This is a genomic window from Stenotrophomonas sp. WED208, assembly GCF_040984485.1.
GTDB classification, from domain to species: Bacteria; Pseudomonadota; Gammaproteobacteria; order Xanthomonadales; family Xanthomonadaceae; genus Stenotrophomonas; species Stenotrophomonas riyadhensis.
Genome location: NZ_JAZARB010000001.1, coordinates 2,452,095 through 2,474,531, shown reverse-complemented (window position 1 = coordinate 2,474,531; position 22,437 = coordinate 2,452,095). Strand labels below are relative to the sequence as shown.

General features: G+C 67.9%; 17 protein-coding genes and 1 pseudogene. All 18 read right to left on the bottom strand.

From position 1 onward, the window contains the following. Positions 1-15 precede the first annotated feature (15 nt). The gene (locus tag VPH47_RS11080) at positions 16-789 is read right to left on the bottom strand and encodes a flagellar brake protein (RefSeq protein WP_350260249.1); all 774 of its coding nucleotides are present in this window, start codon (positions 787-789) and stop codon (positions 16-18) included. 157 nt (positions 790-946) lie between these two features. Further along, positions 947-3,196, bottom strand: coding sequence for a methyl-accepting chemotaxis protein (locus tag VPH47_RS11075; RefSeq protein ID WP_368850797.1), 2,250 nt, complete (start codon positions 3,194-3,196; stop codon positions 947-949). A 392-nt stretch (positions 3,197-3,588) separates the two neighbouring features. After that, on the bottom strand, positions 3,589-5,580 hold the full coding sequence (locus VPH47_RS11070) for a chemotaxis protein CheA (RefSeq protein ID WP_180847599.1): 1,992 nt from the start codon (positions 5,578-5,580) through the stop codon (positions 3,589-3,591). 45 nt (positions 5,581-5,625) lie between these two features. After that, positions 5,626-5,991, bottom strand: a complete 366-nt coding sequence (locus tag VPH47_RS11065) for a response regulator (RefSeq protein WP_005409521.1) — start codon at positions 5,989-5,991, stop codon at positions 5,626-5,628. After that, positions 5,988-6,296: a lipid asymmetry maintenance protein MlaB gene (locus VPH47_RS11060; protein WP_005409522.1), complete on the bottom strand. Its 309-nt coding sequence runs from the start codon at positions 6,294-6,296 to the stop codon at positions 5,988-5,990. The genes VPH47_RS11065 and VPH47_RS11060 overlap by 4 nt, the downstream gene beginning before the upstream one ends. Positions 6,297-6,593: 297 nt before the next feature. After that, positions 6,594-7,820: a chemotaxis protein CheW gene (locus tag VPH47_RS11055; RefSeq protein ID WP_368850796.1), complete on the bottom strand. Its 1,227-nt coding sequence runs from the start codon at positions 7,818-7,820 to the stop codon at positions 6,594-6,596. After that, positions 7,817-8,599, bottom strand: coding sequence for a ParA family protein (locus VPH47_RS11050; RefSeq protein WP_094001345.1), 783 nt, complete (start codon positions 8,597-8,599; stop codon positions 7,817-7,819). Before VPH47_RS11050 ends, VPH47_RS11055 begins: the two co-directional genes overlap by 4 nt. Positions 8,600-8,753: 154 nt before the next feature. Next, a pseudogene (motD, locus tag VPH47_RS11045) lies at positions 8,754-9,620 on the bottom strand (flagellar motor protein MotD); the annotation flags it as partial. Position 9,621: 1 nt separating this feature from the next. Continuing rightward, positions 9,622-10,362: a flagellar motor protein gene (locus VPH47_RS11040; protein ID WP_049444851.1), complete on the bottom strand. Its 741-nt coding sequence runs from the start codon at positions 10,360-10,362 to the stop codon at positions 9,622-9,624. A 90-nt stretch (positions 10,363-10,452) separates the two neighbouring features. Continuing rightward, positions 10,453-12,297, bottom strand: coding sequence for a chemotaxis protein CheA (locus VPH47_RS11035; protein ID WP_110712210.1), 1,845 nt, complete (start codon positions 12,295-12,297; stop codon positions 10,453-10,455). 2 nt (positions 12,298-12,299) lie between these two features. Continuing rightward, on the bottom strand, positions 12,300-12,905 hold the full coding sequence (locus VPH47_RS11030; protein ID WP_006442968.1) for a protein phosphatase CheZ: 606 nt from the start codon (positions 12,903-12,905) through the stop codon (positions 12,300-12,302). Next, positions 12,905-13,297 carry a chemotaxis response regulator CheY gene (gene cheY / locus VPH47_RS11025; protein WP_006365466.1) on the bottom strand — a complete coding sequence of 131 codons (393 nt, stop codon included), beginning with the start codon at positions 13,295-13,297 and terminating at the stop codon, positions 12,905-12,907. The genes VPH47_RS11030 and cheY overlap by 1 nt, the downstream gene beginning before the upstream one ends. Before the next feature lie 57 nt (positions 13,298-13,354). Beyond that, complete coding sequence (locus tag VPH47_RS11020) at positions 13,355-14,098, bottom strand: RNA polymerase sigma factor FliA (protein ID WP_110712211.1); 744 nt, start codon at positions 14,096-14,098, stop codon at positions 13,355-13,357. Continuing rightward, positions 14,095-14,982: a MinD/ParA family protein gene (locus VPH47_RS11015; protein WP_008267550.1), complete on the bottom strand. Its 888-nt coding sequence runs from the start codon at positions 14,980-14,982 to the stop codon at positions 14,095-14,097. Before VPH47_RS11015 ends, VPH47_RS11020 begins: the two co-directional genes overlap by 4 nt. After that, positions 14,969-16,591 carry a flagellar biosynthesis protein FlhF gene (gene flhF / locus VPH47_RS11010; protein ID WP_368850795.1) on the bottom strand — a complete coding sequence of 541 codons (1,623 nt, stop codon included), beginning with the start codon at positions 16,589-16,591 and terminating at the stop codon, positions 14,969-14,971. Before flhF ends, VPH47_RS11015 begins: the two co-directional genes overlap by 14 nt. A gap of 145 nt (positions 16,592-16,736) precedes the next feature. Then, positions 16,737-18,797: a flagellar biosynthesis protein FlhA gene (gene flhA, locus VPH47_RS11005; RefSeq protein WP_180855435.1), complete on the bottom strand. Its 2,061-nt coding sequence runs from the start codon at positions 18,795-18,797 to the stop codon at positions 16,737-16,739. A 44-nt stretch (positions 18,798-18,841) separates the two neighbouring features. Further along, positions 18,842-19,972, bottom strand: coding sequence for a flagellar biosynthesis protein FlhB (gene flhB / locus VPH47_RS11000; RefSeq protein ID WP_110712214.1), 1,131 nt, complete (start codon positions 19,970-19,972; stop codon positions 18,842-18,844). A gap of 138 nt (positions 19,973-20,110) precedes the next feature. Then, positions 20,111-22,243, bottom strand: a complete 2,133-nt coding sequence (locus VPH47_RS10995; RefSeq protein ID WP_110712215.1) for a bifunctional diguanylate cyclase/phosphodiesterase — start codon at positions 22,241-22,243, stop codon at positions 20,111-20,113. Positions 22,244-22,437 lie beyond the last annotated feature (194 nt).

Below are 22,437 nucleotides of genomic sequence, written 5' to 3'. Positions count from 1 at the left end.
ACCGGTTGGACCGTCTCAGAGCTCGCCGTTGCGGCGTGCCTTGCGCTGGCGGTCGATGCGGAAGATGTAGCGCTGGATGGCGCTGTCGGCGCCGCGCGGCAGGGTTTCGAAGCGCATGCCCACGCGCTTGACTTCGATGCCGTTGGGCTGGCGCTGCGGCAGTAGATTGCAGACGACCAGCTCGATGTCCAGGTCGGGGCCGTCGGGCAGCGACAGCTGTGCCGGATAACGCTTCTGCAGGCCGAACACCGCGCAGTCATTGGGGACCACCACGGCCAGGCCGCCACCGCTGATGTCCACCACCCGCATCGACAGCGCTTCGGCACGTGCTTCGCCGGGTGGCAGCAGCAGCTGCGGCGAGTCGGTGACCGGGGTCTCCAACCGGTACAGCTCGCGGCGCTGCAGGTGCACCAGTTCGTCCGGCAACGGGGCGCGGAAGGCGACGTGACCGTCGTTGTCCACGCGTTGCAGTTCGTGCAGGCGGAACCGCACCAGCACGCGCTCGAGCTGGGCAAAGCACAGCAGGTGGTCAGCCTGTTCGGCGGCGCGGTTGGACGCCTCCTGCGGGCTGCCATCGAGCAGCAGAGTGTCCTCGTCCTCATCGAGATCGAGCAATGCGGTCGGGAACGAGCGGTCGCGACCGTCGATATGCGCATTGATCAGTGATCGCTGGTCGATCAGGGAGCGCAGCAACTGCCGCAGCTGGCGCGGGTTGCGGACCAGGAAACGTTCGTCGGCGGCATCAGCCGCGTGGACATCATGCACTGCAGTGTCGTTGCCGTCGGACATGGAATCTACGGTCAGGGGCGGGCGCCAGCACGCGTTGGCGCGAGGCTCGATGGGGATATCGGCCTCTGCGTCGGATTATGAAGTGAGAATTGCATCACTTTCCATGCGTGCGGGGTCAGAGCCCTCTTCCGCAGAAGAGGGATCCGACCCCGGTAGATCAGAACTCCTGCCAGTCGCCGTCCGCGGCCAGTGCCGGCTGTGCCGCGGAGCTGCGCAGTGGGCGCGCGGGAGCCAGCTTTGCCGCAGGTGCGGCGGCCGCGACCTGGCGCGGTACCGGTGCCGCCAGCGGGCGTGCCGGGATGGCCGTCGTTCCCTGAGATGCCAGCCGGAAGCGGGCCACGGCTTCACCCAGCTGCACCGCCTGGTCTTCCATCGCACGCGCGGCGGCGGTGGCTTCTTCCACCAGTGCCGCATTCTGCTGGGTGGTTTCGTCCATCTGCACCACGGTCTGGTTGACCTGCTCGATACCCGCCGACTGCTCCTGCGAGGCGGCGGAAATCTCGGCCATGATGTCGGTGACGCGCTGCACCGAGGCGACGATCTCGCCCATGGTGCTGCCGGCCTGGTGCACCAGGCTGGAGCCTTCGGCGACCTTGCCGACCGAATCATCGATCAGGCCCTTGATCTCTTTGGCGGCCGCAGCCGAGCGCTGGGCGAGGGTACGCACTTCGCTGGCGACCACGGCGAAGCCACGACCCTGTTCACCGGCACGCGCGGCTTCCACCGCCGCGTTCAGCGCCAGGATGTTGGTCTGGAAGGCGATGCCGTCGATGACGCTGATGATCTCGGCGATCTTCTTCGACGAGGCTTCGATGGCCGACATGGTGGTGACCACCTGGCCGACGACTTCACCGCCCTGCGAGGCGACGCCATGCGCGCCGATGGCGAGCTGGTTGGCCTGGCGGGCATGCTCGGCGTTCTGGCGCACGGTGGAGGTCAGCTCCTCCATCGAGGCGGCGGTTTCTTCCAGGTTGGCGGCCTGCTGCTCGGTGCGGCGCGACAGGTCGCTGTTGCCCGACGCGATCTCGCCGGCGGCCAGGGTGATGCTGGAGGCGCTGGCCTGGATCTGGCCGACGATCTGGGTCAGCTGCGCGACGGTGGTGTTGGCGTCGTCACGCATGCGTGCGAACACGCCATTGAACTGGCCATCCATGCGCGTGGTCAGGTCGCCGGCGGCGATCGACTGCAGCAGCTGCGAGAGCTGGCCCAGGTTGCCATCGGCGACCTGCATCATGGTGTTCAGGTGCTCGATCATCAGCTTGAAATCATGCTGGAAGCGCTGAGCGTCGCCGCGCTGGCTGAAGTCGCCGGCCGCGGCGGCCGAGGCCAGCTGCTGGATCTGGGTGTTGATCGCCAGCAGGCTGGCCTTGGCCGCATCCATCGATTCGTGCAGGATCGCGCGGCTGCCGGGCAGGCGTCGGGCGTCCGGGGCGAGGTTGCCGATGGCGTACTGGTTGAGCACGTCGATGGCATCACGGATCGCATCGAGGTGCTCGAAGATCACGGTATTGATGCTGCCGGCCAGCTGGCCATACACGCCCGGGAAGTCTTCCGGAATGCGATGGCCGATGTCCGGTCCGGCATGCATCTGCGCCATCAGCTGGGTCTGCTCGGAGAAGCGGCGCAGCATCGCGGTCATCTCGGCGGTGGCGGCCAGCATCTTGCCGGCTTCGTCCTTGCTGGTGGCCTGGGTGCTGACGCTGAGGTCGCCACGGGCAACGGCCTGGATGGCATGCACGGCCTTGCTCAGCGGGCCGGTGACGGCGCGCGAGATGACCGTTGCCAGCGCGGCGGCCACCAACGACAGCAGCACGATGCAGCCGATGATGGCGATCATGCTGGTGCGATGGGTGGCATTGGCAGCGGCGATCTTGCCGTCCATCAGGCCGGCGATGTGGGTGCCGAGGGTCTTCATCGCGGCGAACAGGTCACGACGGGCCGGGCGCGACTGTTCGTCGGAAATCTGTTGCGCCAGGGCGCCATCGCCGGCAGCCACGGCCTCGCGCATCGCCTTGTTGGCGGCGAAGTAGCGTTCCAGCTGCACGTTGGCCGCGCGATAGAGTTCGCGCTCCTTGTCCAGTGCCGGCAGCGCCGAGTACGCGGCCAGTTCGTCATGCACGGCCTTGGCGGTGTCGTCCATGCGCTTGTTGTAGTCGGCAACTTTCTCCGGCTGATCGAGCATGCTCAGCAGGGCCAGTTCGTAGGTGCGGAACTCGCCCAGCTGCGAGCGCGCCTCGCCCAGATGCTGGACCGACGGAATATCGTTGCCGGCCATCTCGCCCAGCTGATTGTTGGCCTCGCTCAGGCGCAACAGGGCGAAGGCGCCGAGGACCAGGGTCATCAACGTGGTGAGGGTGAACCCCACGGCCAGCTTGCGGGCGATGGGTAGATCTTGGAACCACTTCATGCAGGGTGCTCCAGGTGGGCAGGGTGCCGGCGTCGTTGCGTCGGCTGGGGGTGGTTGCAGAGCGAACGGGGGTGCCCGGTGGGGGTTCGGTGACGGCCGTCAAAGCGAGATAGCGGCGTGCTGTGGGCGGACTTTATGGACGCAGATCACATTCGGTTGCGTAGGGATGACCGCGCGAAAGTGCTGCAGTGGCGAGGCTTGCGCTTCGGTGGCGTGGTTGCGAACGAAACCAGCGCGGCGACGGAGATCACGGAATGGGTTCGGGCGCGGATTGGGGTCAGATCCCTTTTCAAAGAAAAGGGATCTGACCCCGGCCACACATGGCCGGAGCGCACGCAAACAAAAACCGCCGCCCCGAAGGGCGGCGGTCCAGTGCACGCATGCAACGTGGATCAGGCGGCCTGCGGCATCCGCAGCGAGCGCACCAGTCCGCCGATGTCGACGATCAGCGCGACGCGGCCATCGCCGAGGATGGTGGCGCCGGACACTCCGCCGATGCGGCGGTAGTTGTTCTCGATGTTCTTCACTACCACCTGCTGCTGGCCGACCAGCTCGTCCACTTCCAGTGCGATCTTCTGGCCATCGCCTTCCACCACCACCACCAGCGATTCGCTGCCCGGTGCGCGGTTGCCGTAGCCGTAGTACTCGCTCAGCGACAGGATCGGCAGGTACTCGCCACGCACGCGCAGCACGCGGCCTTCGCCGGCCATGCTGCGGATGTCCTCGGCCTGCGGCTGCAGGGCTTCCAGCACGTAGGCCAGTGGCAGGATCAGGGTTTCGCCGGCCACCGCCACAGTCATGCCATCGAGGATGGCCAGGGTCAGCGGCAGGCGGATCAGCGTGCGCGTACCAGCACCGAGGCTGCTCTCGATCTGCACCTCGCCACCCAGTGCCTGGATGTTGCGGCGGACCACGTCCATGCCGACGCCACGCCCGGACAGATCGGTGACTGCATCCGCAGTGGAGAAGCCCGGCTGGAAGATCAGGTCCCAGACCTGCGAATCGGTCGGGTTGTCCGGCACCGCCAGGCCGCGTTCGTGGGCCTTGGCCAGGATCTTGGCGCGGTCCAGGCCGCGACCGTCGTCGCTGACTTCGATGACGATGTGGCCGCCCTGATGCGAGGCCGCCAGGGTGATCGTGCCGGTTTCGTCCTTGCCCGCACCACGACGCACGTCGGGCATTTCCAGGCCGTGGTCGATCGAGTTGCGCACCAGGTGCACCAGCGGATCGGCGATCTTTTCGATCAGGCCCTTGTCCAGTTCGGTGCCTTCGCCGACGGTACGCAGGCGCACCTGCTTGCCGAGGCGGCTGGACAGGTCGCGGACCAGGCGCGGGAAGCGGCGGAACACCGCATCGACCGGCAGCATGCGCACGCCGATCACTGCTTCCTGCAGGTCGCGGGTATTGCGTTCAAGCTGGTCCAGGCCGGCGAACAGGCTCTCGGCGTGGACCGGGTCCAGTGCGTGCGAGACCTGCTTGAGCATGGCCTGGGTGATGACCAGTTCGCCGACCAGGTTGATCAGTGCATCGACCTTGTCGACGCTGACCCGGATCGAGGTTTCGGCTTCCTGGGCAGCGCCGCCGCTGGCGGTCGCTGCAGCGGGTGCTGCGGATGTTGCGGCAGGAGGTGTGGAAGGGGCTGCTGCAACCGGTGCCTGGGTGGCCAGGCTCGGCGGCGCGGCGGGACGGATGTCCAGTTCGCAGTCGTCCAGCACCCAGGCAAAGGTGTCTTCGATCTTGCTGCGCGGCACCTTGCCGACCAGGCCCAGGTCCCACGCCAGGTGGGCTTCGAGCGGATCGAGCTGGGCGAAGCCCGGCAGGCGGTCCATGCGCGCGGCAACCTGCAGCGAACCCAGGTGCTCAAGTTCGCGGATGATGCGCAGCGGGTCGTTGCCGCTCATGAACAGCGATGGCGCCGGGGTGAAGCCGATCTGCCAGGCTTCCGGCGTATCGTCCACCTTGGCTGCGGCGGCCGCCGGGGCGCTCGCTGCGGCCTGACCGGAAAGAACCGCCTCCAGGCGCGCCTTCACCGCAGCAACTGCGGCGGGATCGGCGGCCTGGCCGTGTTCGGCTTCGCGCAGCAGGGCGCGCAGCACGTCCACCGAGGACAGCATGGCGTCGACGGCGTGGCCTTCCAGCGCCCGCTTGCCGGCACGCAGCTCATCGAGCAGCGTTTCCAGCACATGGGTCAGGCCGGCGATCGCATCGAAGCCGAAGGTGCCGGCGCCGCCCTTGATCGAGTGGGCGGCGCGGAACACCGAATTGATGATCTCCGCGTCCTGCTGCCCCGATTCCAGGGCCAGCAGGCCAGCCTCCATCGCGTCGAGGCCTTCGCGGCTCTCCTCGAAGAAGGTGGCGTGGAAGCGTTGCAGGTCCATGCTCATGGCAGTGGTGGTCCGGAAGCGAAGAGGGGGAGCGGTGGCGGGCGGTCAGCCCAGCACTTTCTGCACGGTGGCGACCAGCTGTTCCGGATTGAACGGCTTGACCAGCCAGCCGGTGGCGCCGGCGGCCTTGCCTTCGGACTTCTTGTCGGCAGCCGATTCGGTGGTCAGCATCAGCAGCGGCGTGAACTTGTAGTCCGGCAGCTGGCGCAGTTCGCGGATCAGCGCGATGCCGTCCATGTTCGGCATGTTGACGTCGGTGACCACCGCATTGAAGCGCTGGCCCTTGGCGCGACCGAGCGCGACCGCGCCGTCTTCAGCTTCTTCGACGGCAAAACCGGCCGAGGTGAGGGCGAAGGAAACCATCTGGCGCATCGACGCCGAATCGTCCACCACCAAGATACGTGCGCTCATGCAGCGTTCTCCACAGATTTCAGGTTGTCATGGGTTACGTCCAGGCCCAGGGCCTGGGTGACGCCCAGCAGGCGCGCGGCGTCACGGAAGGTTGCGGTGCAACCGTGGAAGCCGGTGCCCAGGCCTGCCTCGCGGCGGGCCTGCACGAACGCACACAGCACCTGCACGGCGGCCGTGTGGATGCGGGCGACCTGGCTGGCATCCAGGGTCAGCTCGCCTGCCTGCGCCACCAGCGGGGCGAGGCGGTTCTTGAGCTCGGTGCTGCTCTCGATGCCGAGATCCTCACCCAGTTCGACAGTGCTCATCGTTGCTCCGGACAAACGGTTCCGTGATCCATAACGGCACCCCGGCGGGGTTCTTTAGAAGAATCGACGCGGCGCGTCGATGCGGTGTTCTTCGGGGACGCCATCCAAAAGGGGACGGAGGGGATTAAGTCGCAACTGGCTCGGCGCTTTGCGCCGATGCGGTGCCTGTCGGGGACGCAAGGAGTTGATCCGTTGGATCAACACCTTACGTCCCCACTGCGTGGTCGCCGTTGCCGAGGGTGGCTGCGGGAGAGCCTGGTCGATTGCGACTTAATCCCCTCCGTCCCCTTTTCCCGCTCAGTTCAACAGCCGGGTGGCATCCAGCAGGATCATTGGCCGCTGGCTGACCCGGGCCACGCCACGGAACAGATCGTTGGAGATCTGGCAGATGCGTGCGGTATCGGGCGGCTCGATCTGCGAGTCGGTGAGGTTGGCAACGTCTTCCACTGCCGACACGCGCAGGCCGATGGTTTCGCCGTCTTCTTCCAGCACCACGATACGGGTCTGCGAATCGTCCTCGGCGGGGGCGGCGCCGAGGTGCAGGCCGAGGTCCATCACCGGTACCACCTGGCCACGCAGGTTCATGATGCCCAGCATGGCCGGCGCAGTGCCGCGCAAGGGCAGCAGCGGCACTGGCAGCACCACTTCCTGCACTTTCAGCAGTTCCAGTGCATAGGCCTGGGTGCCGCAGCGCAGGCGCAGCCAGCGCGAGGTGCGCTCGCCGGCACGGCGGTTCTGCGGGTGTGGGCTGCGGGCCGGCTGGTGGGCCTGGGCCTGCAGTTCCTGCCAGTTGCTGGGGCGGCTGCTGGCGGCGGCATCCACGGCCACGCGCGGCGGCGGCGCGGCGGCCGCGCGTGCGGCCGGGGCAGGGCGTTGCGCCTGCGCTGCAACCGGTGCTGCGACCACGGCAGGTGGCGGCGTGGCAACGTCCTCGCCACCGGCAGCGGCTTCGAACGCTGCCTGCAGGCCGGGGCTGTCGGTGTGGGCGAGTCGATGGCTGTCGGCCGTATCGGTCTCGTAGATCACTTCGTCGGGCAGATCGTCCCAGGTGGGTTCCGGGCCTGCCTTGGCGGTGGCGGGCGCAGGGGCCGTCTCGTGGATCACCTCGTCAGGCAGGTCATCCCAGGTCGGTTCGCGCTCGAGGGCGGCGACAGGCATTGCGGCGGCCTCGAAGGCGGCCTCCAGTGCTGCGTCGTCCTCCGCCGTGGCAGCAGAAGCAGTCCCCGTTTCGTAGATCACTTCGGCGGGCAGATCGTCCCAGGTGGGCTCGCGCTCGGCCGTTGCGGCGGCCTCGAAGGCGGCTTCGAGCGTGGCGTTGTCGACGGCAGGCGCAGCGGCGACGGTCGCGGTTTCGTAGATCACCTCGGCCGGCAGGTCATCCCAGGTCGGTTCGCGCTCCGGTTCCGATGCGCTGGCCGAAGCCGGGGCGGCGCTGTCCGGCGTTGGCAGCACGACGGCCGCCGGGGCGATCGCTTCGCCCAGCAGTTCGTCCAGATAGTCGTCCAGTACGCCGGTGCTGTTCATGCGGCCTGCTCCAGGGCACGGGCGTCCTCGCCGAGGATCCAGTTCAGGGCGCGGCGGTAGGCGGCCAGGCCGCGGCCCGGGTAGTCCTCGCCGACGCTCGGCAGGGTCAGGCCCGCCGCGTTGCTGATGCGGGTATCGATCGGAATCGCGTCTTCCCACACGCGGCTGCCGTGACGATCCTGCATCGTGCGCAGCGACTCGTTGCCTGCGCGCGTGCGGCGGTCGAACAGGGTCGGCAGGATCGATATCGGCAGCGGACGGCGGCGCGAGCGCTCGACCATCTCGCCGGTGCGGACCATGCCATCGAGCCCATGCAGTGCCAGCGGCTCGGCCTGGGTGGGGATGATCAGGCGGTCGGCCGCGGCCAGTGCGTTGATCATCAGCAGGCCGAGGGTCGGCGCACAGTCCAGGAGGATGTAGTCGTGCTGGCCCTGGTGGCGTGCCAGCGCGTTCTGCAGGGCCAGGCCGAGGCCAGGCTGGTTGGCGCTGCGGCGCTCCAGCGTGGCCAGCGCCGACTGCGCACAGACGTAGTCCAGGCCATGGATGCTGCTGGCATGGCACAGGCTGGCGAGGTCTGCGGGCGGGGCGCCGAACAGTTCCAGTACGCCGGCCGGCGGCGGATCCACCGGCACGCCGAACGCGCGGCTGAGCGAGGCATGCGGATCGAGATCGATCAGCAGTACGCGATGGCCAAGTGCGGCCAGGCCGCGGCCGAGGGCGAGGGTGGTGGTGGTCTTGCCGACTCCGCCCTTCTGGTTGGCGACTGCCCAGATGCGCATCGGATTACTCCTTCATTGCCGGGGGAACGGCGGCGCCGACACGGCTGCCAGCCGGCACCGGCGGCAACGTCACCGGTGCGATGGGGGAAGTGGCGGTGCTGGCCGGCGTTGCGGCGGCCTGCTCGGTGCTGGTGCTGTCGGCGGCGCCGGTGGCAGCGTTCAGGCGCTGGCCCAGCGGATCCACCGAATGCGAGGTGTCAGCCAGGATGATGACCATCACCCGGCGGTTGCGGTTGCGGCCCTGCGCGCTGTCGTTCTCTTCGCGCGGGCGGAACTGGCCGTAGCCGACCATGGCCAGCCGTGACGGCTGCACGCCCTGGTCGGCGAACAGGTGCACCACGCTGGCCGCGCGCCCGGCTGACAGCTCCCAGTTCGACGGGAACGTGGCAGTGGCGATCGGCACGTTGTCGGTGTGGCCTTCCACGCGCACGCTGTTGGGTACGTCGCGCAGGACCTCGGCCAGGCTGGCCAGGGTCTGCCGCGCATGTACGTCCAGCGCCGCCGAGCCGGTGGGGAACAGGATGTCGCTGTTGATCTCGACTTCGATCCATAGTTCGGTGCGGCGCACGCTGATCATGCCGCGGTCGATCAGCGGCGCCAGTGCGGCGGTGAGGCGGTCGGCGATGCTGTTGAGCTGGCGCTCGGCGCGCGCGATCTGCTCCTGGTTGTGCACCGAAACAGGCATGCGCATCTGCGAGGCCATCGACGGCAGCAGGGTCGGGTCGTGCGACGGTGCTGGCGCGGACGGGCCGATCTTGGTACCGGATTTGATCACCGACGGGCTGTCCCAGCCACCGCCCTGCACCTGCTTGTTGCCGACCTGCACCGGATTGATCGTGCGTGGTGCGCCACCGAAGGCGTCGGTGAGCGCGTCGGCCATGATCCGGTACTTGCCCTCGTTCACCGAGGAAATCGCATACATGACCACGAAGAAGGCGAGCAGCAGCGTCATCAGGTCGGCATAGGGGATCGCCCATGCTTCGTGGTTGGCGTGCTCTTCGTGGTGCTTGCGGCGGGCCATGTCAGTGCAGGAAGCCGGAGAGGTTGGTTTCGATGTTGCGCGGGTTCTCGCCCTGGGCGATCGAGATCAGGCCTTCGATGACCATTTCGCGGTCGCGGGTGTTGTGCGAGATCACACTCTTGAGCTTGGCCGAGATCGGCAGGAACAGCAGATTGGCCGAGGCGATGCCGTAGATGGTGGCGGTGAATGCTGCGGCGATGCCGTGGCCGAGCTTGCTCGGATCGGCCAGGTTCTTCATCACCGCGATCAGGCCGAGCACGGCACCGATGATGCCCAGCGTCGGCGCATAGATGCCCATCGCTTCGAAGACCTTGGCACCGGCCTGGTCCTGGTGTTCCTGGCTGCCCAGTTCGATTTCCAGCATGTGCCGCATCGATTCGGGTTCGACGCCGTCCACCAGCAGCTGCAGGCCCTTGCGCAGGAACGGGTCCTGCTGTGCTTCCACCTGCGATTCCAGGCCCAGCAGGCCCTGGCGGCGGGCGATGTTGCTCCACTCGACGATCTGCTGGATCAGTTCGCGGCGATCGCTGTGCGGCGGGCGCACGACCCAGCGCACGATCTTGAACGCATGCTTGAACACCGCCGGCGAGGTATGCAGCAGGATCGCGGCGATGGTGCCGACGATGACGATCACGAACGCCGCAGGCGACCACAACGACGCCAGGCCGGCGCCCTTGAGGATGCTGCCACCGACCAGCGAGGCCAGGGCGAGAAAGAGTCCAATGAGGCTGAGTCTATCCATGGATCCGGTATCGGCTTGTATGAATGGGACTTGAGACACCGGTACGGGCTACTGGTGCGACTTCACAGTTTTACGGGTTCAGCAAGCGGGTCAGTCATGTGGGCTGCGCAGTCCATCCACGTCCAGGATCAGCGCCATGCGACCATCGCCGATCAAGGTTGCACCGGCGTAACCGCGCAGGCCGCGCAGGGCTTTCGGCAGTGGCTTGATGACCACTTCCTCGCGCCCGCGCACCTGGTCCACGACCAGGCCGAAGCGCGCTTCGCCGGCCTGCAGCACCACGATGGTCAGCAGGGTCGACGCGGCCGGCGTCACATCCAGCCACTGGCGCAGATCGACCAGCGGCAGGGTGTGCGAGCGGCGGTCAAGCACGGCGCGGCCGTCGAACCAGCCGAGCGACGTGCGCGGTGCGTGCAGCACTTCCATCACGCGCGCCAGTGGCAGCGCATAGACATCCTCACCGGCCTGCACCAGCAGGGTCGGCAGGATCGCCAGGGTCAGTGGTACTCGGATCATGAAGCGGCTGCCACGTCCCAGTTCCGACTGGATCTGGATCTGGCCGCTAAGCTCGCGGATCCGCGACTGCACCACGTCCATGCCGACGCCACGGCCGGAGATGTCGGTGACCTGCTGCTTGGTCGAGAAGCCCGGCAGGAACACCAGGTGCAGGCATTCCTCGCTGCTCAGGCGGGCGGCGGCTTCCGGGTCGATCAGGCCCTTCTCGCGTGCCTTCGCGCGCAGCTTTTCCGGGTCGATGCCGGCGCCATCGTCCTGTACCTCGATGCTGACGTAGTCACCTTCCTGCTGTGCCGACAGGCGCACATGGCCCATCCGTGGCTTGCCCTGTGCTTCGCGCAGGTCGGGCATTTCCACGCCATGGTCGATGGCGTTGCGGACCAGGTGCACCAGCGGGTCGGCCAGGGCTTCCACCAAGTTGCGGTCGAGCTCGGTCTCGGCGCCGATCAGCTCCAGGTCCACTTCCTTCTTCAGCGAGCGGGCGACGTCGCGGGCGACCTTGGGGAAGCGCGAGAACACCTTGCCCACCGGCTGCATGCGGGTACGCATCACGGCCGACTGCAGGCGGGCCGTGGCGATATCCAGAGTGGACACGGCGCGGTCCAGCTCCTCGTCGCGCAGGCGCGCACGCAGGGTCTTGAGCCGATTGCGCGACAGCACCAGTTCGCCGATCAGATTGACGATCGCATCCAGGCGCTTGGTGTCCACGCGCACGGTGTGTTCGGCTTCGGCCAGCGGCTTGGCGGCCGGCTTGGCCGCCGGTGCCGGTGCGGCCGCCGGGCGCGGGGCGGCGGTCGGCGCCGGTGCCACTACCGCAGCGGGCTTGGCGCCCGGTGCGGCGCCACCGTGCAGCTGGTCGAGCAGGGCTTCGAATTCGTCTTCGCTGATCAGTCCGTCGTCAGCCTTCTTCGCAGGCGTGACCGCGGTCGGCGCATTGCCGCCGTGCAGTTGGTCGAGCAGGGCCTCGAATTCGTCGTCGGTGATCAGGTCGCTCCCACCGGCGGCGGGCGCGGTGGCGGCCACGGGCGCGGCGGCGCCGCCACCATGCACGTCGAACTGGGCGATCAGGTCCGGCGGTGCATAGCCCGGTTCTGTGCCGGAAGACACGGCATCCAGCATCGACTGCAGGTAATCCAGCGATTGCTGGGCGGCATCGAAGTGGTGGGCCTGCAGCACGGCCTGGCCGGCACGCGCGGCGCCCAGCGCTTCTTCAGCGGCGTGGCACAGCTCGACCATGGCGGTGACGCCGAGGAAGCCGGCACCGCCCTTGAGCGTGTGGTAGCCGCGGAACACCGCGTTGAGCTGATCGCTGTCCTGCGGTGCCTGCTCCAGCGACACCAGCTGTTCGCCGAGGCGATCCAGGATCTCCTGCGCCTCGATGATGAAATCGGCAGTGATGTCGTCGGATACCGCGCTCATGCTTACAGCCCCAGATCCGACAACAGGTCGTCGGCGTCGTTCTGCGAGACCGCGTGGCGGTCCAGTCCCTTCAGTGCCGGCCCGGCCAGTTCCGGGTCGGTGCGATGCTGTTCCGGCGGCAGGCCGAGCGCGCCGAAACCTTCATGCACGCGGCGGACGATGCCGACCACGCGGCGGATGATCTGGCCGGTCAGGTCCTGGTAGCTCTGGGTCAGGGCGATCTCGGTGAGGTTGTGGCGGATGCGCTCGAGCTGCGCGTCCTGGCCCGGCTGCAGGCCTTCGGCGCGCAGCTGTTCGGTCAGGCTGCGGCATTCTTCGGCCAGGTCCAGGGTGCGGTGCGTGGCCTGTTCGGTCATCGCCACCACGTGGTCCAGGCGCGCGCAGGCATCGTCCAGTTCGCCGGCTTCGCTGGGTACGGTCGGCAGTTCACCCAGCGCCTGTCCCAGTTCGCGGGCCAGCCGCGAAAGGCCGCTCATCATCGGCTGCGTGCGCAGCGCGACCAGTCCGTCGATGCGCTGCCGCCAGGCGGCCTCATCACCGGACTCCAGCGCGTCCAGGGCTTCCTGCAGGCGCAGGGCGAGGGCGTTCTTGTCGACCGTGGTATCCATCAGGCGCTGGCCGCCAGGCGTTCGAAGATCTTGCCGAGCTTCTCTTCCAGCGTCTGTGCAGTGAACGGCTTGATGATGTAGCCGTTCACACCGCTCTGGGCGGCTTCGATGATCTGCTCGCGCTTGGCTTCCGCGGTGACCATCAGCACTGGCAGGGTCTTCAGCTTGGCATCGGCGCGGATCGCCTTGAGCAGCTCGATGCCGGTCATCACCGGCATGTTCCAGTCGGTGACCACGAAATCGAACGGCTGGCTCTGCAGCAGCGACAGCGCAGCATGCCCGTCCTCGGCTTCGGCGGTATTGGTGAAGCCCAGATCGCCCAGCAGGTTCTTGACGATTCGACGCATGGTCGAGAAGTCGTCGACGATCAGGATGCGCATGTTCTTGTTCAAAGCAGAATTCCTTTGTTGTTCATTCCGGGTGGCCGGGGGCAGCCACCTCGGGCATGTTCATTCTTCCAGGCCGGCGTCTGCCGCCTCGAAAATCTTCAGTCGACCACGCAGGCGCAGCACGGCCTGGCCGTGGATCTGGCAGACCCGCGACTCGCTCACGCCGAGCACCGCGCCGATCTCCTTCAGGTTCAGTTCCTGCTCGTAGTAGAGCGAAAGTACCAGCTGTTCGCGCTCGGGCAGGTGGCCAATGGCCTTGCCCAGTTCGCGACCGAATTCGCCCCGCTCCAGCACCTGCTGCGGGGTCGGTCCGCCCTGGGCGACGGTGTCCAGCTCGCCCTGGTCCTCGATGCGCGATTCCAGGCTCAGCACCTGGCCGCGCGCAGCGTCTTCCATCAGTCGCAGGTATTCGGGCAGCGGCATCTCCATCGCAGCGGCCACTTCGGTGGCGCTGGCGGCGCGGCCACTGCTCTGTTCCAGGCGGCGGATGGTGGCGGCGGCATCACGAGCACGGCGGTGCACGGAACGCGGCACCCAGTCACCACGGCGGATCTCATCGATCATCGAACCGCGGATGCGGATCGAGGCGTAGGTCTCGAACGAAGCACCCTGGTCGGCGTCATAGCTGCGCGAGGCCTCGATCAGTCCCATCATGCCGGCCTGGATCAGATCGTCGACTTCGACGCTGGCAGGCAGGCGTGCGGCGAGGTGGTGGGCGATGCGCCGCACCAGGTCCGAGTGCAGGGCGATGACCTCGTTGGCTGCCGAGCGCTGCACTTCCCTGTATTGGGCTGCGCCTTTCATGCCGCCACCCCGCGCTGCTTGAGGATGCGTTCGAGGAAGAATTCAACGCCGCCACGCGGTTCGGTCGGCGCCTGCCAGCGTGCGGTGCGGCGCGCGATCTCGGTGATCGCAAGCGCGGCGGGGCTGGACGGATAGGCCTTCACCACCGGCTGCTGGCGCTGCACCGACAGGCGCAGCCAGTCATCCTGCGGCACACAGCCCAGATAGTTCAGCGACACATCGGCGAGGAACTTCTCGCAGACGCGGGTCAGCTTCTCGTACAGCACGCGGCCCTCGTTCGGGTCGCGCACCATGTTGGCCACCACCTGGATACGGTCCACGCCGCGCTCGCGCGACAACACCTTGATCAGCGCATACGCGTCGGTGATCGAGGCCGGCTCGTCACAGACCACCACCACGGTGTCCTGCGCGGCCTGGCAGAAGGTCAGTACGCCGTCGGTGATGCCGGCGGCGGTGTCCACCACCATGATGTCCAGTTCGCGTTCCAGCTCGGAGAACACGTTGACCAGGCCAACGTGCTCGGCCGGGGCGAGCTCGGCCATGTGGCGGCGGCCGGACGCGGCCGGGACCACCAGCACGCCGTTCGGGCCTTCGACGATGACGTCTTCCAGCGAGCAGCGGCCGGCGACCAGGTCGGCCAACGTAAAGGTGGGGTTCAGCCCCAGGATCACGTCGATGTTGGCCAGGCCGAGGTCGGCGTCCAGCAGCAGCGTGCGCTTGCCCATGCCGGCCAACGCCACGGCCAGGTTGGCCGACACGTTGGTCTTGCCCACGCCGCCCTTGCCGCCGGTGACGGCGATGGTGCGCACAGGGCCGAGCGGCTCGCTGCGGGTGGCCGACAGCGGGAAGGTCTTGGTCAGCTTGGCGTACTCACGCGACGGCATGGTTCAACTCCGGGTTGCAGGGCATATCGGCCGCTCGGCGCAAATCTTCAAGGCGAAGTACAAGATTGGCTGCACTGGCCCGGTGCAGGTCCTCCGGGACGTCCTGGCCATCGGTCACCCAGGTGATCGGCAGGGCATGGTCCACGGCCACCGACAGGGCGTTGCCGAAGCGGCCGGTCTCGTCCAGCTTGCTCAGCACCAGGCCCTGCAGGTTGGCGGCGCCGAAGCGGCGGACCACCTCGTCCATGTCGCCGAAGCTGGTGTTGGCCGGCAGCACCAGCAGGGTGCGGACCTGGCGCGCGGCGCGCAGCCACTGCAGCTGGGCGGCCAGTGCCCGGTCGCGCGGGCCCAGGCCGGCGGTGTCGATCAGCACCAGCTTGTAGTCCTTCAGGCGTTCCAGCAGCTGGTCCAGGTCGGTGCCGCTGTTGGCCTCATGCACGGCGATGCCGAGCTGGCGGCCGTAGCCGTACAGCTGCTCGCGGGCGCCGATGCGGGTGGTGTCGGTGGTGACCAGGGCGACGTCACGCGCAGCGTGCTTCTCGGCGAAGCGCGAGGCCAGCTTGGCGATGGTGGTGGTCTTGCCGGCGCCGGTGGGGCCGACCAGTGCGATCACACCACCTTCTTCCAGCGGGTCGACCGGGGCGATCGGCAGCTTGCGCGAGATCAGCCCCAGCATCAGGCCACGGCCACGGTGGGCTTCGGTCTCCAGCGGGATCTGCATGGCCACGTCGCGGGCGAGGCCGGCATTGAAGCCATACTCGTCCATCAGGTCCAGCGCGGTGGCGCGCACCGGGCAGCCACGCAGGCGCTCGTCGGTGAAGCGGTTCATCTCGCGCTCGATCACCTGGCGCATGCCGGCCACTTCCTGGCGCAGCTGGCGGATCTCGGCGTCGTCCTGGGCAACCAGGGTCAGCGCCGGGGCCGGGGCCAGCATGGGGGCCGGGCTGGCTTCGCCGGCGGCTTCGACCGCTGCCGGTTCGCTGGCGGCGATCGTGGGCTGCGCTTCGGTCACGGCAGCGGTCGGCAGCGGCGGCGGCTGCACGGCCGTGGCCGCGCTTTCGTGATGCGCCTCGTGCGGCGGGTCGATCTGGAAGCGGGCGCGGTTGGCCGGCGTGGCGCTGGCGGGTTCCGCTGCGACGATGGCCTCGGCGAACGGGGCGAAGATCTGCTCCGGCAGCGCCGGTTCGTTGACGGCGGCGCGTGCCAGGGTGGCGGCGAAGCCGGTGCTGCCGCGGGTCGGTACGATCTCGTCGGCACTGTCCAGGGTGCGCCCGGTGGCGCCGACGGCGGCGCGGGCGAGGGCGGCCACCGCCGAGGTGGTGGCGGCCACCGGTTCCGGCGCCGGGGTGGTGCTGCGGCGACGGGTGACCGCGGCGATCACTGCATCGGCAGCGGTGCGCGGCTTGGGTGCCGGCGGCGGCGCCACGTCGCGGCGCGAGGCTTCCAGTGCACGCTGCACGGCGCTCTCGTCGTAGTTGGCGGCGGCGACGATCTCGATGCCTTCCTCGATCCGGCGGTTGGACAGGATCACGGCGTCAGGACCATGTTCCTTGCGCACCAGGTTCATGGCCGAGCGCATGTCGGCGGCGACGAATCGTTTGATTTTCATGCTGTGGTCACGGGACGAAGACGGCGGGGTGGCGGTCGGAGAACTCGGGTGGTCGGTGGTCTGCACGGTGCGGGTTCCCCTTGGTATCTGTCTGTTGCGTTGGTTCGAAAGTGGTGTCTGTTTTCTGGCGCTTCGGAGGGCGGCGTCAGCTGATCGTTCCGACCAGCTTCAGGCGCTTGTCCTCCGGCACCTCGCTGTAGGCCAGGACCGACAGCGACGGAACGCTGTGGCGGACCAGGCGGGCCAGCGCGGCACGCACCGGGCCAGGTACCAGCACGACCGCGGGCTCGTTGCGGGCTTCCTGCTTGCTGACACATTCGGCCAGGCTCTGGTGCAGTCGCTCAGCGAGTCCGGGTTCCAGCGCGGCGCCGTTGCCCTGCGTGGACTCCTGCAAGACACGTTCCAATTGCGGGTTGAGGGTGAACACCGGCAGCTCCGCCGACATTCCGGCGATCTCCTGCACGATGAAGCGGCCCAGCGCGGTACGCACGGCAGCGGTCAGCACCGCCGGGTCCTGGCTGTTCGGAGCGTGTTCGACCAGTGCTTCGGCGATCTTGCGCAGCTGGCGGATCGGAATGCGTTCGACCAGCAGGTTCTGCAACACGCGCACCACGGCCGACAGCGGCAGCGCCTTCGGCGTCAGATCTTCGACGAGCTTGGGCGCGCTCTTGGCCAGGTTGGCCAGCAGGTGCTGCACTTCCTCGTGGCCGAGCAGTTCCGGCGCGTGCTCGCGGATCAGGTGCGAAAGGTGGGTGGCGACCACGGTGGCCGGATCGACCACGGTGTAGCCGAGCGTTTCGGCCTGGGCGCGCTGGTGCGGCTGGATCCAGGTGGCATCCAGGCCGAACGCGGGGTCCTTGCCGGCGATGCCTTCCAGTGCGCCGAGCGCGCTGCCCGGGTCCAGCGCCAGCTCACGGTCGGGGTGGATCTCGGCGGTGGCTACCGGTACGCCGTGCACCAGCACGCGGTAGCCGTTGGCCGGCAGTTCCAGGTTGTCGCGGATGTGCACCGACGGGATCAGGAAACCGACGTCCTGGGTGAGCTTGCGCCGCACGCCCTTGATGCGTGCCATCAGTTCGCCGCCCTGGCTGCTGTCCACCAGCGGGATCAGCCGATAGCCGACCTCCAGGCCCAGCGGATCGACCGGGCGCAGTTCGTCCCAGCTCAGTTCGGCAGTCGGAGCCGGTGCCGCCGGGCGGCCAAGTGCGTTGAGCGCGGCAGCGTCATTGCCTGCGGCTGCCGGATCGGTGGCCGCGGCCTTGCCCTTGCGGTAGACCTTCCAGGCGATGAAGCCGAGGATCGCGGACAGCGTCAGGAAAGCGACGTTGGGCATGCCCGGCACCAGGCCGACCACGCCGATGATGCCGGCGGTGATCGCCAGCGCGCGGTACTGGCCGAACACCTGGCCGGTCATGGCCTGGGCCATGTCCTGCGAACGTGAGGCGCGGGTGACCAGCATGGCCACTGCACTGGAGACCAGCAGGGCCGGCAGCTGCGCCACCAGGCCGTCACCGATGGACAGCAGGGTGTAGGTGGCAGCGGCTTCGCCGAACGGCATGCCATGCTGCAGCACGCCCACGGCCAGGCCGCCGAGCATGTTGATGAACAGGATCAGGATGCCGGCGATGGCATCACCACGGATGAACTTGCTGGCACCGTCCATCGCACCGTAGAAGTCGGCTTCCTCGCGGACTTCCTCGCGGCGCAGCTTGGCTTCTTCGCGCGTCAGCAAACCGGCGTTGAGGTCGGCGTCGATCGCCATCTGCTTGCCGGGCATCGCGTCGAGGATGAAGCGTGCGGTCACTTCCGAGACGCGGCCGGCGCCCTTGGTGATGACCACGAAATTGATGATGGTCAGGATCGCGAACACCACGATGCCGACCGCGTAGTTGCCGCCGATCACGAATTCGCCGAACGCGGCGATGACCTTGCCCGCGGCGTCGTGGCCGTTCTGGCCGTTCAGCAGGATGACGCGGGTGGAGGCCACGTTCAGCGCCAGCCGCAGCATGGTGGTGATCAGCAGCACGATCGGGAAGATCGTGAAGTCCAGCGGGCGCTTCACGTAGACCACCGCCAGCAGCACCATCAGCGAGATGGCGATGTTGAAGGTGAACAGGGCATCGAGCACCGGCGCGGCCAGCGGCACCACGACCATGGCCAGCAGGGCCAGCACGATCAGCGGTGCGCCAAGGCCCTGGCGGATCATCTCCAGGGCGCGGCGGGTGTTGAAACCGGCGGAGGGCTGGGCGCTCACGGGCGGCCTCCCTTGCCGAATTCATCCACCTGGATGTGCGGGGCGTCCGGCATCGGGCCAGTGCGCCAGGCGCGCAGCTGGTAGACGTAGGACAGGACCTGGGCGACGGCCGAATACAGTCTCACGGGGATTTCCTTTCCGAGTTGGCCTTCCCGATACAAGGCCCGTGCCAAAGGCGGGGCGGAGACGATCGCCACCTTGTTGCCGTCGGCCACTTCACGGATGCGCAGGGCGGTCTCGTCCACGCCCAGGGCGACCACGGTGGGGGCGTTCATGGCGCCGCCCTCGTACTTCAGGGCCACCGCGTAGTGGGTGGGGTTGACCACCACCACGTCGGCGGTGGGCACCGCCTCCATCATCCGGCGGTTGGCCATCTGCTGCTGCAGCTGGCGGATGCGGCCCTTGACCTCGGGGCTGCCCTCGCTTTCCTTCATTTCCCGGCGCAGCTCTTCACGCGTCATCTTCAGCTTGCGCATCCAGTTCCAGCGCTGGTAGGGCGCATCGATGGCGGCCAGCACCAGCATCGCGCCGGCGGTGGCCAGCAGCAGGCGCAGGGTGAAGCCCAGGCCGTCGGTGATGGCGGTCTCCAGCGGGTGGTGGATCAGCCCGCGCAGGGTGTCGAAGCCGGTCCACACCACCAGCCCGGCGGCGACGCCGACGAAGGCCACGCGCAGCAGCGATTTGGTGAACTCGGCGATGGCTTCAGGGCCATACAGGCGCTTGAGCCCGCTCATCGGGTTCATGCGGTTGAAGTCGGGCATCATCGCCTTCTGCGACCAGCGCAGGCCGCCCATCACCAGCGGGGCGACGAAACTGGCCAGCAGGCAGACCAGCACCAGCGGCGCGATCACCAGCATGAACTGCAGCAGCAGGTCGCCGAAGTGGCCGAACAGTTCCTTCGGGTTCTGCCGCAGGCTCTGCTCAGGGCTGAGTGCGTGCTTCATCCAGGCGCTTGCACCACGGCCGATCGAGCCGCTCATGGCCATCACCGCCAGCACGCCGGCGCCGAACACGGCGGCCGTGCCAAGTTCGCGCGAGCGCGGCAGGTTGCCCTGTTCACGGGCGTCGCGCAGGCGTTTTTCGGTAGGTTGTTCGGTCTTTTCGCCGGCGGATTCGTTCTCGGACATCACGGGCACTGCGGCAGGGGATGCCGGGGTGCGTGCAAGAACCGTTCCGTGATGGGTTCATGTGCCAACCAAGGTTGGCACCTACCAGAGCAGGTACTGGCAGCCCCGGGGCGTGCCCGGTGGGCGCGCGGCCCGGTGTCAGCCGGGCGGGTGCTGCGTCGGCGGGCTCTGCGCCAGTTCCACCCGAGGCCGGGGTAGGTCATGCAGCTGCATGAAGCGCGCCGCGTCGACTGGGCGGCCGAGAAGGTAGCCCTGCAGGAAGTCGCAGCCCAGGCGCTCCAGGTAGGCGCGCTGTGCGGCGGTCTCCACGCCCTCGGCCACGATGTCCATGTCGAGCGCGTGGCCCAGTGCCACGATCGCCGAGACGATCACCACATCCTCGGCGCTGTGCTCCAGATCGCGTACGAAGGCATGGTCGATCTTGATCTCGGTGGCGGGCAGCCGCTTCAGGTACAGCAGGCTGGAGTAGCCGGTGCCGAAGTCATCGATGGAGATGCCCACGCCCAGCGCCGACAGCGCCTGCAGCAGGCGCAGGCTGGCATCGGTATCGCGCATGACCGTGCTTTCGGTGATTTCCAGCACCAGGTGGCGTGGGGCAATGTCGTAGCGTTCGATCACTTCGCGCACATCCTGCAGCAGGTGCGGCGAACTGAACTGCACCGGCGACAGGTTCACCGACATCGACCAGCCCTCGTGGCCGGCATCGTGCCAGCGTCGCAGCTGCAGGCAGGCCTGGTCCAGCGCCCAGCGCCCGATGTCGTTGATCGCACCGCTGCGTTCGGCCAGCCGGATGAAGCGGTCCGGCGGGATCAGGCCATGCTCCGGATGGCGCCAGCGGATCAGCGCTTCGGCACCGGCCACTTTCTGCGTGGCTACCTGGATCTTCGGCTGGTAGTGCAGGAACAGCTGCTCGCTGCCGATGGCCCGGCGCAGGTCGGCCAGCAGCCGGAACTGTTGTTCGGCGCTGTCATTCATCCAGTCGGCGAACAGCACGAAGGCGTTGCGTCCGGATTCCTTGGCCTGGTACATCGCTGCATCGGCAAAGGCCATCAGCTGCCGCTCGCTGGCAGCGTGGTCGGGACAGATCGCCACGCCGATGCTGGCGGTCACCTGCAGTTCGTTGTCGGCCAGCAACGGCCCGCTGCCGACCGCCTGAAGGATGCGCCGGGCCAGGGTCGGCAGGTCCTCATCGTGCTCGATGCGTACCACCAATACGAATTCGTCACCGCCCAGACGGGCCAGCATGTCGTTGGGCCGAAGCAGCTGGCGCGTGCGTTCGGCCACCGCCACCAGCAGTGCATCACCGGCCTGGTGGCCATAGGCATCGTTGACCTGCTTGAAGCCATCCAGGTCCATGAACATCACCGCGAAGCGGCTGCCGCCCTGTTCGGCCTCGGCCAGCGCCTGCACGATGCGACGCTGCAGCAGCAGGCGGTTGGGCAGGCGGGTAAGCGGATCGTGTAGTGCGGCCTGGGTCAGTTCCTGCTGTGCGTCGGTCAGTGAGGTACTCAACAGGGAATTGCGCAGGCGCAGCAGCTGCGCCTCCACCCGCTGGTCCAGCCAGGAGACCACCAGCACCACGGCCAGGATGGCGACGGTCAGCACCACCACCAGCATGGCCAGCCATTCGCTCTGCAGCCCGTCGCCGACGGCTGCGCCGCAGATGCTGCCTTCCGGAAAGCGCGCGGCGGCCATGCCGGTGTAGTGCATGCCGACGATGGCCAGCCCGAGCAGGCCGGCAGCCGCGAGCCGGTCGCCGACACGGGTGCGCTGCGCGCGCAGGCGGAACGCCACGTACAGCGCAGTCCACGAGGCGGCCACCGCTACCATCAGCGAGAACAACAGCCAGCCCGGGTCGTAGTCGATGCCAGGCTGCATGCGCATTGCGGCCATGCCAACGTAATGCATGCCGGCAATGCCGGTGCCCATCAGCAGTGCGCCACCGGCCAGCCGAGGGTGTGGCAGGGTACGCAGTGAAACCAGCCATAGCGCGAACACCGATGAGGCGATCGCCAATGCGAGGGAAAGCAGGGTGATCGGCAGGTCGTAGCCGAGCGGAATGGGCAGGTCGAAGGCGAGCATGCCGATGAAGTGCATCGACCAGATGCCCAGGCCCATGGCGAAGCCACCACCGAGGCGCCACCACCAGGCCGCGCCCTTGCCGGGTGCAGTGACCGTGCGCCCGGCCATGGCCAGCGCGGTGTACGAAGCCATCACGGCAACCAGCAGCGAGATCGCCACCAGCCACGGGTTGTACGTGCCTACCAGCATTCGTCAGTCTCCCGGACCTGCCTGTCGACGGAAACCACGGTGGGGCATGCATGAGGCAGGCCGACGCAGGGCGGCGGCCACGTGCGGCATCCCCCCGGTTGCCGCGCATTCACTCTAACGCGCAGACCCGGGGGAAGGGCAAGCAGCAAAGCGTGAAATTGCGCCCCCTGTAGATCCGAGCCCATGCTCGGCTA

What these genes read in the sequence shown, in the direction of transcription:
- VPH47_RS11075 (WP_368850797.1), bottom strand. Translation starts at nt 3,196, where the DNA reads ATGAAGTGGTTCCAAGATCTACCCATCGCCCGCAAGCTGGCCGTGGGG.
- VPH47_RS11015 (WP_008267550.1), bottom strand. Translation starts at nt 14,982, where the DNA reads ATGCCGTCGCGTGAGTACGCCAAGCTGACCAAGACCTTCCCGCTGTCG.
- VPH47_RS11050 (WP_094001345.1), bottom strand. Translation starts at nt 8,599, where the DNA reads ATGCGCATCTGGGCAGTCGCCAACCAGAAGGGCGGAGTCGGCAAGACC.
- VPH47_RS11060 (WP_005409522.1), bottom strand. Translation starts at nt 6,296, where the DNA reads ATGAGCACTGTCGAACTGGGTGAGGATCTCGGCATCGAGAGCAGCACC.
- VPH47_RS11020 (WP_110712211.1), bottom strand. Translation starts at nt 14,098, where the DNA reads ATGAAAGGCGCAGCCCAATACAGGGAAGTGCAGCGCTCGGCAGCCAAC.
- VPH47_RS11030 (WP_006442968.1), bottom strand. Translation starts at nt 12,905, where the DNA reads ATGGATACCACGGTCGACAAGAACGCCCTCGCCCTGCGCCTGCAGGAA.
- VPH47_RS10995 (WP_110712215.1), bottom strand. Translation starts at nt 22,243, where the DNA reads ATGCTGGTAGGCACGTACAACCCGTGGCTGGTGGCGATCTCGCTGCTG.
- flhB (WP_110712214.1), bottom strand. Translation starts at nt 19,972, where the DNA reads ATGTCCGAGAACGAATCCGCCGGCGAAAAGACCGAACAACCTACCGAA.
- VPH47_RS11055 (WP_368850796.1), bottom strand. Translation starts at nt 7,820, where the DNA reads ATGAACAGCACCGGCGTACTGGACGACTATCTGGACGAACTGCTGGGC.
- VPH47_RS11070 (WP_180847599.1), bottom strand. Translation starts at nt 5,580, where the DNA reads ATGAGCATGGACCTGCAACGCTTCCACGCCACCTTCTTCGAGGAGAGC.
- flhF (WP_368850795.1), bottom strand. Translation starts at nt 16,591, where the DNA reads ATGAAAATCAAACGATTCGTCGCCGCCGACATGCGCTCGGCCATGAAC.
- VPH47_RS11040 (WP_049444851.1), bottom strand. Translation starts at nt 10,362, where the DNA reads ATGGATAGACTCAGCCTCATTGGACTCTTTCTCGCCCTGGCCTCGCTG.
- VPH47_RS11065 (WP_005409521.1), bottom strand. Translation starts at nt 5,991, where the DNA reads ATGAGCGCACGTATCTTGGTGGTGGACGATTCGGCGTCGATGCGCCAG.
- VPH47_RS11035 (WP_110712210.1), bottom strand. Translation starts at nt 12,297, where the DNA reads ATGAGCGCGGTATCCGACGACATCACTGCCGATTTCATCATCGAGGCG.
- flhA (WP_180855435.1), bottom strand. Translation starts at nt 18,797, where the DNA reads ATGATCCGCCAGGGCCTTGGCGCACCGCTGATCGTGCTGGCCCTGCTG.
- VPH47_RS11080 (WP_350260249.1), bottom strand. Translation starts at nt 789, where the DNA reads ATGTCCGACGGCAACGACACTGCAGTGCATGATGTCCACGCGGCTGAT.